Origin of the sequence: Streptomyces sp. SID3212 (assembly GCF_009865405.1) — a bacterium.
Lineage (GTDB): Bacteria > Actinomycetota > Actinomycetes > Streptomycetales > Streptomycetaceae > Streptomyces.
On the sequence record NZ_WWJY01001082.1, the window covers coordinates 1 to 10,516 of the forward strand.

12 protein-coding genes are annotated in these 10,516 nt (G+C 73.5%); 7 read left to right on the top strand and 5 right to left on the bottom strand.

Features of this window, described 5'->3' with window-relative positions; translation table 11 throughout:
* Positions 1 to 189 precede the first annotated feature (189 nt).
* A complete protein-coding gene (locus GT042_RS32195; RefSeq protein WP_161312229.1) occupies positions 190 to 537 on the top strand; it encodes a hypothetical protein in 348 nt (115 codons plus the stop codon).
* A 64-nt stretch (positions 538 to 601) separates the two neighbouring features.
* Positions 602 to 967 carry a DUF6332 family protein gene (locus tag GT042_RS38440; RefSeq protein WP_202534351.1) on the top strand — a complete coding sequence of 122 codons (366 nt, stop codon included), beginning with the start codon at positions 602 to 604 and terminating at the stop codon, positions 965 to 967.
* Here the strand turns inward: GT042_RS38440 and GT042_RS32205 are convergent.
* Together GT042_RS32205 and GT042_RS32210 are read right to left on the bottom strand one after the other, a co-directional pair.
* A complete protein-coding gene (locus GT042_RS32205; RefSeq protein WP_161312230.1) occupies positions 928 to 1,593 on the bottom strand; it encodes a response regulator transcription factor in 666 nt (221 codons plus the stop codon). The two genes, GT042_RS38440 and GT042_RS32205, sit on opposite strands and share 40 nt — an antisense overlap.
* A complete protein-coding gene (locus tag GT042_RS32210) occupies positions 1,590 to 2,825 on the bottom strand; it encodes a sensor histidine kinase (protein WP_161312231.1) in 1,236 nt (411 codons plus the stop codon). The genes GT042_RS32205 and GT042_RS32210 overlap by 4 nt, the downstream gene beginning before the upstream one ends.
* Before the next feature lie 141 nt (positions 2,826 to 2,966).
* On the opposite strand from GT042_RS32210, the gene GT042_RS32215 reads away from it, so the two are divergent.
* A complete protein-coding gene (locus GT042_RS32215; protein ID WP_161312232.1) occupies positions 2,967 to 3,779 on the top strand; it encodes an AfsR/SARP family transcriptional regulator in 813 nt (270 codons plus the stop codon).
* A 17-nt stretch (positions 3,780 to 3,796) separates the two neighbouring features.
* Here the strand turns inward: GT042_RS32215 and GT042_RS32220 are convergent, their stop codons facing one another.
* Entirely contained in the window at positions 3,797 to 4,483 is a 687-nt protein-coding gene (locus GT042_RS32220; protein ID WP_161312233.1) for a TetR/AcrR family transcriptional regulator, read from the bottom strand.
* 162 nt (positions 4,484 to 4,645) lie between these two features.
* On the opposite strand from GT042_RS32220, the gene GT042_RS32225 reads away from it, so the two are divergent.
* A complete protein-coding gene (locus GT042_RS32225; protein ID WP_161312234.1) occupies positions 4,646 to 5,092 on the top strand; it encodes a nitroreductase family deazaflavin-dependent oxidoreductase in 447 nt (148 codons plus the stop codon).
* Between the two features lie 49 nt (positions 5,093 to 5,141).
* Here the strand turns inward: GT042_RS32225 and GT042_RS32230 are convergent, their stop codons facing one another.
* On the bottom strand, positions 5,142 to 6,503 hold the full coding sequence (locus tag GT042_RS32230; RefSeq protein ID WP_202534352.1) for a geranylgeranyl reductase family protein: 1,362 nt from the start codon (positions 6,501 to 6,503) through the stop codon (positions 5,142 to 5,144).
* 108 nt (positions 6,504 to 6,611) lie between these two features.
* On the opposite strand from GT042_RS32230, the gene GT042_RS32235 reads away from it, so the two are divergent.
* Positions 6,612 to 7,976 (top strand): dipeptidase, encoded by a 1,365-nt coding sequence (locus GT042_RS32235; protein WP_161312236.1) that lies wholly within the window; start codon positions 6,612 to 6,614, stop codon positions 7,974 to 7,976.
* Positions 7,977 to 8,209: 233 nt separating this feature from the next.
* Positions 8,210 to 8,896, top strand: a complete 687-nt coding sequence (locus GT042_RS32240) for an MBL fold metallo-hydrolase (protein WP_161312238.1) — start codon at positions 8,210 to 8,212, stop codon at positions 8,894 to 8,896.
* Positions 8,897 to 8,905: 9 nt separating this feature from the next.
* On the opposite strand, the gene GT042_RS32245 is transcribed toward GT042_RS32240, so the two are convergent.
* Positions 8,906 to 9,943, bottom strand: a complete 1,038-nt coding sequence (locus GT042_RS32245; RefSeq protein ID WP_161312237.1) for an NUDIX hydrolase — start codon at positions 9,941 to 9,943, stop codon at positions 8,906 to 8,908.
* Positions 9,944 to 10,193: 250 nt separating this feature from the next.
* On the opposite strand from GT042_RS32245, the gene GT042_RS32250 reads away from it, so the two are divergent.
* Positions 10,194 to 10,376, top strand: a complete 183-nt coding sequence (locus GT042_RS32250; protein ID WP_161312239.1) for a hypothetical protein — start codon at positions 10,194 to 10,196, stop codon at positions 10,374 to 10,376.
* Positions 10,377 to 10,516 lie beyond the last annotated feature (140 nt).

Here is a 10,516-nt window from a genome sequence, read left to right on the forward strand (position 1 = left end):
CGGACCCGGCCTCCGCGCCCTCCGCCTCCGCGCCTCCCGTCTCCGCGCCTTCCGCCGCCCCGGGCCCCGCGGACCAGGCGTCCCCCGTACCTGAGTAGGCGTACTCAGGCACATCCGTTCGGTTCGCCGCATGCTGAAAGGGCATCACTTCACGCACGTCGCCTACCGACGGGGACCAGGGAGAACGACATGAACTCAGAACGGCTGACCGCGCTGGCACGGCTGACCTTCGGCACCCTCGCGTCGCGGGTCTACCTCGGCCTGGTGGCCGCGATGACGGTGTTCGTGGCGGTCGACACCCTCTTCGTCCAGCACCAGGACGCCTCGTTCGCCGGGGTCTGGCTCTTCTTCCTCGCCGCGCCGACCGTCTTCGTCTTCCTCATGGGCGGCGGAGTGCTCGGTGACGGGGTGACCGCGTCGGCCCCGTTCGCCTACGCCGCGCTGGTCCTGTCGGTCCTGATCCAGTCGGCCGCGCTCGGCGCCTTCGTACGGCTGCTGCGCGACCGGCCGCGGCCCGCGCACCCCCGCGAGGCCTGACCCCGTCCGGAACCGCCGGGTGAACTCCCTTGCCCGGGGCCGCACATGCGGTGAAACTCGGCGGATGGGGACACAGAGCCGAGCGCAACGGGACGCCGCCACCGTCGAGATCGGCTACGCGCTGGTGAGCGCCGGCTTCGTCGCCTGCCTCGTGTACGGCGGCCTGTACGCGCCCGTGTGGTTCTTCGACCTGCCGCGCGGTCTCGCCCGCGTGGCGGGCGTGGCCGCGGGCCTCACGTTCGTGGTGCGGGTGGTGCATGTGCTGTGGCGCTTCCCGCGCGACCCGGCTCTGGGTGACCGCGCGCCGTACGACCCGACCCCGTACGACCCGACCCCGTACGACCCGGCGCCGGGCGAGGATCCGCCGTACGGAGACCGGCCCTCCGGGGATCAGCCCAGCCAGCCCGGCCGTACGAGCCCCGACTCGTAGGCCAGCACCACCAGTTGGGCCCGGTCCCGCGCACCCAGCTTCACCATCGTCCGGCTCACATGGGTCTTGGCGGTGAGCGGGCTGACGACCAGCCGCCGGGCGATCTCGTCGTTGGACAGGCCGATGCCCACCAGGGCCATCACCTCCCGCTCCCGCTCGGTGAGTTCACCGAGTCCCTGGGCGTCCGCCGGGGCCTTCGAGCGGGAGGCGAACTCGGCGATGAGCCGGCGCGTCACCCCCGGCGAGAGCAGCGCGTCCCCGCCGACCACCGCCCTGACCGCGCGCAGGAGTTCGTCCGGCTCGGTGTCCTTGACGAGGAATCCCGAGGCACCGGACCGGATGGCTTCAAAGACGTACTCGTCGAGTTCGAAGGTGGTCAGCACGACCACCTTCACCCCGCCGAGCCGATGGTCGCCGGTGATCGTGCGCGTGGCCGCGAGACCGTCCAGACGTGGCATGCGGATGTCCATCAGCACGACGTCCGGGCGGAGTTCACGTACCCGGCTCACGGCCTCCTCGCCGTCCGCGGCCTCGTCCACGACCTCGATGTCCGGCTGCGCGTCGAGGAGCGCGCGGAATCCGGCCCGTACGAGGGACTGGTCGTCGGCGAGCAGGACGCGGATCACGGGGTCTCCTCGGTCGTCAGGGGGATCGTGGCGTGGACGTGGAAGCCGCCGTCCGGGCCCGGGCCGGCCTCGATCGTGCCACCGAGCGCGGCCGTCCGCTCCCGCATGCCGACCAGGCCGTTGCCGCCGCCGCCCGCGTCGCCGTGGGTGGCGGGTCCCGCGTCGTCGACACGGAGCCGGAGCAGGCGGGGCCCACGCCCGGACGTCCCGCGTTCGTAACCGAGCGTGATGCGTGCCGTACGGGATCCCGAGTGCCGTACGACGTTGGTCAGCGCCTCCTGGATGATCCGGAAGGCCGCCAGATCCGCCCCGGGCGGCAGCCGCGCCGCCTCGCCCTCACGCCGGACCTCCACGGTGAGACCGGCGCCCGCGGCCTGTTCGACCAGCTCCGGGAGCCGGTCGAGGCCGGGCGCCGGGGCGCGCGGGGCGTCGCCGGGTGTCCTGAGGGTGTCGAGGACCTGGCGCACCTCGCCCAGGGCCTCCTTGCTCGCCGCCTTGATGGTCGTGAGCGCCGAGCGGGCCTGTCCGGGGTCGGCGTCGAGCAGGGCGAGCCCGACGCCCGCCTGGACGTTGATGACTGAGATGGAGTGGGCCAGTACGTCGTGCAGTTCGCGGGCGATGCGCATCCGCTCCTCGTCCGTCCTGCGCCGCTCGGCGGCCTCGCGCTCGGCGGCCTCCTTGGCCCACTGCTCCCGTCGCACGCGGAGCAGTTCGGCGGCGGCGCAGACGGCCGCCACCCAGGCGGCGATCACCACCTCCTGTCCCCAGGGCGCCGCTTGGTCGCCGGACGGCGGGAGCCACCGGTACAGCCAGTGGGTGAGCAGGACGTGGCCCGCCCAGAGCAGGCCGACGGCCCCCCAGGCCGGGTAGCGGTGGCCCGCCGCGATGGCGGCGAACGCGGCCACGACGACGGTGACGAAGACCGGTCCGTACGGGTAGCCCGCGCCGAGGTACACCAGCGTCGTGGCCACCACCCCGTACACCGCGACGACGGGGTGCCGCCGCCGGAACAGCAGCAGGGCGGGACCGGCGAGCAGCAGCAGGAAGGCGTAGACGTCGAGGCCGGCCCGGTGCTGGTGCCGCCCGGCGAAGACCGTTCCGACGACGACGAGGACCGTCAGCAGCAGGGTGGAGGGCCAGGGGACGCGCCGCGCCCGCCCGCCGGTCCGCCGGGCGCGGAGGAACGCCGGGCGGCCGCTGCCCTGGTCACGGCTGGTGTGCTGGTCTTCCATACCGGCCACGCTAGACCCGGCCGCCCGGTCCGGGCGTCAGCCGGGCGAGGTGACCCTCCGTACTCCCCGGGGAGTACGCCCGGCGCGGCGGACCGGCGGGGGCGGACCGTCACGAGAGGGGTGGCGGGATACGCTCGGGACATGACGGACGGAATACGCGTGGCGGGCATACGGTTCGAACTGCTCGGCCCGCTCAGGGCCTTGCGGCCGGACGGCGAGGTGCCGCTGGGGCCGCCGCTGCAACGGTCCGTGCTCGCCGTCCTGTTGCACCAGGACGGCGGGGCGATGCCGTACGACGCGCTCGTCGACGCGGTCTGGGGCGACGAACCGCCCTCGCGGGCCAGGGCCTTGGTCCAGAAGTACGTCTCCGGCCTGCGCCACGCCCTGGCGTTCGGACCGGGCGCCGGAAGGCCGGGAGCCGCCCCCGAACTGGCCTGGACCGGCCGGGGTTACCGCCTCGCCGGCGCGGCCATCGACGATCTCCGCGAGCGGCACGACCTGCTGCGCACGGCCGGGGAGGCGCGCGGGTCGGGGGATCTGCGCGGCGCCGGTGAACTGGCCGTGCGGGCCGAGTCGCTGTGGCGCGGCGTGTACGCGGAGGGGCTGGCGGGGCCGTATCTGGAGGCGGAGCGCCGGCGCTGGGCGGAGGAGCGGGTGCGCGAACGGGAGGCCCGGCTGGAGGGTGAGATCGAGCGGGGGCACGCGCGGGAGTGCGTGGCCGAACTGACCCGGCTGGTGGCCGCGCACCCGCTGCGTGAACCGCTGGCCGGCCTGCTGGTGCTGGCGCTGCACCGCGCCGGGCGCCCGGCGGAGGCGCTGGTGGCGTACGGAGAGGCGCGGGCCAGGATCGCGGAGGCGACGGCGGCGGAACCGGGGCCGGCGCTGCGCGCCCGGTACGAGGACGTACTGCGCGGGACTCCGGCCCCGCTGCCGGGATCGCCACCGGCGGCCTGACCCCGGCCGTCGGAGCGTCAGAGCAGTCCGACGTCGTGGCCGAGGCGGCGCGCGGCGTGGGCGAAAAACGCGGCGCGGTCGTCCATCACACCCTGGAACTGGCCGAACAGCTCGAAGGAGATCAGCCCGAAGACCTGTGCCCAGGCCGCGGCCAGGGCCACCGCCACCTCGGGCGGGAGGTCCGGCGCGAACCGCTCGGCCATCCGCCGGGCCTCGGGGCGCAGCCGTTCGGTGAGCGGCGGGAGGGCGACACCGTTCTCGCGGTGGGCGTCGCGGGCGACGGAGATCAGCGCCAGGCCGACGCGGGAGGCGGGGGCGATGGTCAGCTCGGGCGCCGCGTAGCCGGGTACGGGTGAGCCGTAGATCAGCGCGTACTCGTGGGGGTGGGCCAGGGCCCAGTCGCGTACCGCCACGCAGACGGCGGTCCAGCGGGCCGGGTGGTCGGTGGGGGCGGCGGCGGCGAGTGCCTGTTCCGCGGCGGCGCCGACCGCGTCGTACGCGTCGACGATGAGGGCGGTCAGCAGGTCGTCGCGGCTGGGGAAGTAGCGGTAGAGCGCGGAGGACGCCATGCCCAGCTCGCGGGCGACGGCGCGCAGGGAGAGTTTCGCGGCGCCCTCGGCAGCGAGCTGCTCGCGGGCCTCGTCCTTGATCGCGGCGGTGACTTCGGTGCGGGCTCGTTCCCGTGCTCCCCGGATGGTCGTCATGGAGAGCACTGTACCCGGATTCAGATCGGTGACCCGATTCGAGAGCAGTGCTCTTGCTTTGGAGCACGCGTACGCGCACACTGATCTCAAGCGAGAGCACCGCTCTCGAAACAGCGGTTCTCAGCGCGGCCCCACCGCGCCCCCCACCACCAGGGAGTCACCATGTCGCAGCCGTACTACCTCCAGGGCAGCCGCTTCACCGTCCGGATGAACGGCGTCATCGGCTGGCTCGCCCGGCACGGCGTGAGCATGCTCGGCACGGCCGAGCTGTCCGTACGGGGCCGCAAGAGCGGCCGGATGCAGCGCGTCCCCGTCAACCCGCACCCCTTCGAGGGCGCCCAGTACCTCGTCTCCGCCCGCGGCCACTCCCAGTGGGTCCGCAACATGAGGGCCGCGGGCGGCGGCGAGCTGCGTGTCGGCCGCAAGGTCCGTACCTTCACCGCCACCGAGATCCCCGACGGCGAGAAGCCCGCGATCCTGCGCGCCTACCTGGAGCGCTGGGGCTGGGAGGTCAACCAGTACTTCCAGGGCGTCACCGCGAAGTCCTCCGACGCGGAGATCGCCGCGGCGGCCCCGGACCACCCCGTCTTCCTGATCGCGACGGACTGACCGCCCCGTCCGGCGGGCGGGGCGGGGCGGCCGGGAGCACGTCGGCGCCCTACGGAGCGCCCACCTCCGGCGCCTTGGCCTCCGCGGCCCCGGCCTCCGACGCACCCGCCTCGGCCTCGGCGGCAGCCGCGGCGGCGGCAGCAGCCTGCCTGCGGTCCAGGACGTCCAGCGCGCGCCGGGCCAGCGGATGGGTCCGTACGAGCCCGGCCAGCGACGTCGAGCCCCTGGCGATGTCCGCGAACGCGTTCCAGGCCGGGCGCAGGCCCGTGATCGCCGCGTGCAGCAGCCCGGGACGGCGCTCGAAGATCCCGAGCATCCGCCGGCCGACCCCCATCTCCACACCGAGACCGGCCTTGATCGCGAACGCGTAGTTCAGCGCCTGCCTGCGGGCGTCCACGGCGTCGTGCGACTCCGAGATCCTGACCGCCCACTCCCCCGCGAGCCGTCCCGACCGCAGGGCGAAGGAGATCCCTTCCCTGGTCCACGGCTCCAGCAGCCCCGCCGCGTCCCCGCACACCAGCACCCGGCCGCGCGACAGCGGCGAGTCCTCGCTGCGGCAGCGCGTCAGATGCCCGGACGAGACGGACGGCTCGAACCCGGCGAGACCGAGCCGGGCGATGAAGTCCTCCAGATACCGCTTGGTCGCCGCGCCCTCGCCCCGCGCCGAGATCACCCCGACGGTGAGCGTGTCGCCCTTGGGGAACACCCAGCCGTAACTCCCCGGCAGCGGGCCCCAGTCGATGAGGACCCGCCCCGCCCAGTCCTCCGCGACCGTCTCCGGCACGGGGATCTCCGCCTCCAGGCCGAGGTCGACCTGGTCCATCTTCACCCCGACATGCGCGCCTATCCGACTGGCGCTGCCGTCGGCGCCGACCACGGCCCGCGCCAGCACCGTCCCGCCGTCCGAGAGGACCACCGCGACCGTACGGCGGTCGGGCACGGCCGGGCCGTGCTGCTCGACCCGGGAGACCGTCGCTCCCGTACGGAGCACCGCGCCGGCCTTCTGCGCGTGTTCGACCAGACTCGCGTCGAACTCGGGGCGGTTGATGAGCCCGAAGAGCATCCGCTTCGACCGGCGTGTCCTGGCCAGCTTGCCGTTGAGGGAGAAGGTGACCGCGTGCACCCGGTCCCTGAGCGGAAGCTCGAAGCCCGGAGGAAGCGCGTCGCGCGAGGGACCGATGATGCCTCCCCCGCAGGTCTTGTAGCGGGGCAACTCGGCCTTCTCCAGCAGCAGCACCTGACGGCCCGCGACCGCCGCGGCATAGGCCGCCGACGCTCCCGCCGGCCCTGCTCCGACCACGACGACATCCCACACCGGCTCGTCGTGCTCGCTTCCGGCGTCTGCGTTCTCGCTGCTCACGATGTGCTTCTGCTCCTGATCCGACCGGTGGCCCCTGTTGTCGAACGGCATCCTACGGCGCGTGCGCCCCGGAACCGCTGTGGGAGGATCTGTGGTGCCTTCGCCGTACCACTCACGTCCTCCTACCCGGAGAACGTCGCACCCACGAGGAGCGTGCCCATGACCGCCGATCCGATTGCCGAAACCGTCGCGTCGCTGATGCCCCGCGCCCGGGCGGAGCTCGCGGAACTGGTGGCCTTCCGGTCGGTGGCGGACCCTGCGGTGTTCCCGAAGAGCGAGTGCGAGGCGGCGGCCGCGTGGGTCGCCGGCGCGCTGCGTACCGAAGGATTCCAGGATGTCGCGGTCCTCGACACCCCCGACGGCAGCCAGTCCGTCTACGGTGTACTGCCCGGCCCCGAGGGCGCCCCGACGGTGCTGCTCTACGCCCATTACGACGTACAGCCGCCGCTGGACGAGGCGGCGTGGCTGTCCCCGCCGTTCGAACTGACCGAGCGCGACGGCCGCTGGTACGGACGCGGGGCCGCCGACTGCAAGGGCGGCTTCCTGATGCATCTGCTGGCCCTGCGCGCCCTCAAGGCGAACGGCGGGGTGCCGGTGACCGTCAAGGTGATCGCCGAGGGCTCGGAGGAGCAGGGGACGGGCGGCCTGGAGCGGTACGCGGAGGCTCACCCGGACCTGCTGACCGCCGACACCATCGTGATCGGCGACACGGGCAACTTCCGGGTGGGCCTGCCGACCGTCACGGCCACCCTGCGCGGGATGACCCTCCTGCGCGTCCGGGTCGACACCCTCGAAGGGAACCTGCACTCGGGCCAGTTCGGCGGCGCGGCCCCCGACGCGCTCGCGGCGCTGATCCGGGTCCTGGACTCGCTGCGCGCCGAGGACGGTTCGACCCGGGTGGAGGGGCTCGCGGCGGACGCCGTGTGGGAAGGGCTCGACTACCCGGAGGCCGACTTCCGTACGGACGCGAAGGTGCTCGACGGGGTGGAGCTGATCGGCGACGGGACGGTCTCCGACCGGATCTGGGCGCGCCCGTCCGTCACGGTCATCGGGATCGACGCCCCGCCGGTCGTGGGCGCCACGCCCTCGATCCAGGCGGGCGCGCGGGCCACGGTCAGCCTGCGGGTGCCGCCGGGCCAGGACACCGCCGAGGCGACGAAGCTGCTGACCGCGCACCTGGAGAAGCACACTCCGTGGGGCGCGCGGGTCGCGGTGGAGCAGATCGGGCAGGGGTCGGCGTTCCGCGCGGACACTTCCAGCCCGGCGTACGCTGCGATGGCGGAGGCGATGCGGGCCGGCTATCCCGGCCAGGAGATGCAGACGGCGGGGCAGGGCGGCTCCATCCCGCTCTGCAACACACTGGCCGCGCTGTATCCGAGTGCCGAGATCCTGCTGATCGGGCTGAGCGAGCCGGCGGCGCAGATCCACGCGGTGAACGAGAGCGTCTCGCCGGAGGAGTTGGAGCGCCTCTCCGTCACCGAGGCGCACTTCCTGGTCAACTACGCGGAGTCGAAGCGGGGTTGAGCCGTACGGGCCGCACAGGGCGGGATCGGCCGCCCTGCGGGCTCCTCGGGGCCCGTGGGCGGCGGGCGGTTCAGGAGCGGGCGCGGTTTCAGGAGCGCGCGGTTTCAAGGGCGCGCGGTTTCAAGGGCGCGCGGTTTCAGGAGCGCGCGGGTTCAGCGGACAGCGAAGATCGCCCGAAGCGTAGAAGCGCGCGCGAGCGGCCCGCCGCTGCCTACGGTCGTCGCATGGACCTCATCGACGTCGTCGAAATACGCCCGCGGCTCCACCTGTTGCGCTTCCCGGTCGGCCAGGCCTACCTGTGGCGCGACGGCACGGAACTGACCCTGGTCGACGCCGGGCACAGCGGTGCCGCGACGGAGATAGAGGAGGCGGTCACCCGCCTGGGGCAGGACCCGGGCGCGCTGCGCCGTGTCGTCCTCACCCACTGCCATCGCGACCACGTGGGCTCCGCCGGGGAGTTGGCGCGGCGCCACGGCGCGGAGGTGGTCGCGCACCGGCTGGACGCCCCGGTCGTCCGGGGTGATGTGCCGGTGCCGGAACCGGTGTTGCTCGACTGGGAGATCCCGCTCTACGAGCACGGCCTGACCGTGCCGCCCGCGCCACCCACCCGCGTGGACCGGGAGGTGGAGGACGGCGACGAGCTGGGCTTCGGCGACGGGGCCCGGGTGGTGCACACGCCGGGGCACACCGACGGCTCGATCGCGGTCCATCTGCCGTACCACGGTGTGCTGTTCGTCGGGGACACCCTGGCGTCGGTGAACGGGATCACCCTCGGTGTCTTCCACGTGGACCGGGAGCGCGCGCGGCAGTCGATGGACCGGCTGCTCACCCTGGGGCCGTCCACGGTCTGTTACGGGCACGGCGACCCGACTCCCGGTTTCGGGGAGCCGGTCACCGGGCCGGTGCCGCCGGCCCGGTGACCGGCCCGGTCAGCCGACGGGGACACCGTCCTCCAGGTTGAGCACGATCCCCCGCTCGCGGGCCCGCAGGGCCCAGCGCAGCCGCTCGAAGCGGGCGGGCGGCAACAGGCCGGCCGCCTCCTCCTCCCCGACGAAGCGCCAGTCACGCAACTCGGGGCCCGGCAGGCGTACTTGCCCGGCCAGCCCGGCGGGCAGCAGTCCGCCGTCGAACAGCAGGCGCAGTCCGCCGTAGCCGGGCGGCCGGGGTGGTTCCCAGTCCATGACCAACAGCCGCGGTACGTCGGTGAGCCGGATGCCTATCTCCTCCTCCACCTCGCGGATGCCGGCCCGTGCGGGCGCCTCGCCCTGCTCCACCACCCCGCCGGGGAACTCCCAACCGGGCTTGTACGTGGGGTCCACGAGCAGCACCCGGCCCCGCTCGTCGAAGAGCAGCACCCCGGCCGCGAGGGTCTCGGCGGTGGGTTCGGGGGTCTGTACGATCGCGCAGGCGCGCGCCGTGCCGCTCAGTACCGCCTCGGCGAGGCACTCGGCGCTCTCGCGGGCCGTCCGGGCGTCGGTGTCGACGACGTGGGCGTCGGCGGTGAGCCAGTGCAGGGCGGTACGGTACTGCTCGATGTGTTCGTCACACCACTGACGGTCACGCTCGGCGGCCTCCCGGTCGCCGTCCCGGGCCTCCCGGGCGGCGATGCGCCCACGCAGGATCGTTTCGTCAGTTGCCAGCAGCACATGCCGGACCGGTATGCGCCGGGCGGCCAGCCCCCCGAAGATCTCGTCGCGGTACTCCTGCCGCAGGAGAGTCATGGGGATGACCAGCACACCGCCCAGCTCCGCCAGCAGGGCCGCCGCGGTGTCCACCACCAGACGGCGCCAGATCGGCAGGTCCTGGAAGTCGGTGACGTCGGCGAGCCGCTTCTGCGGGAGCAGCCGCGCCAGTTCCGCACCGGTGAGCCCAGGGTCGTAGAGCGTGCAGTTGGGGATCAGATCGACCAGTTCGTGTGCGGTGCTGGTCTTCCCCGCTCCGAACGCCCCGTTGACCCAGACAATCACGGCATCCCCCTCTTCCGTAGCCCCCAGTGGATTGCCCGCAACACCCTGCCACGGAAACCCCGGAGGGGGTCGGAGCGGCCGTCCGGACCGGCTCCCGGAGATCCGGATGTGTCCCAGCCGTTGCCGGTCCGTTTCCGTTCCGCTTCCGTTTCGGCTGGACAGCGGCCTACTGTACGAACCGATGTCCGTGCCGGGCGTAACACAATCCCGAGGAACATCGTTGGAACTCGATGTGACAAGGGGGTACACGATGCGCCGTACGGTGCTGGAGAAATTTCCCGCGGGTGGGCCGCGTGGCAGTTGGCCCGCGGAGGAGTTCGCACGGGCCCGGAGGGACGAGGGCACACCGGCCGAGGTGATCATGGACCTCGACTCGGACTTCTTCCTGGTGGTGGTCCCCTCCCAGGCGACGGCGGCGGAAGCGGCGACGTAGCGCCCGGGGCGCCGGGCGGGTGCGATGCGGCCGCGCGTCCGGTGGCGGGCCGGGTGCGCGTCGTACAGGATCCGGTGGCATGCGAAGCACCCGGCGGCGCGGACCTGTCCCGCAGGCGCCCGTGTGCCCGCCCACCCGCC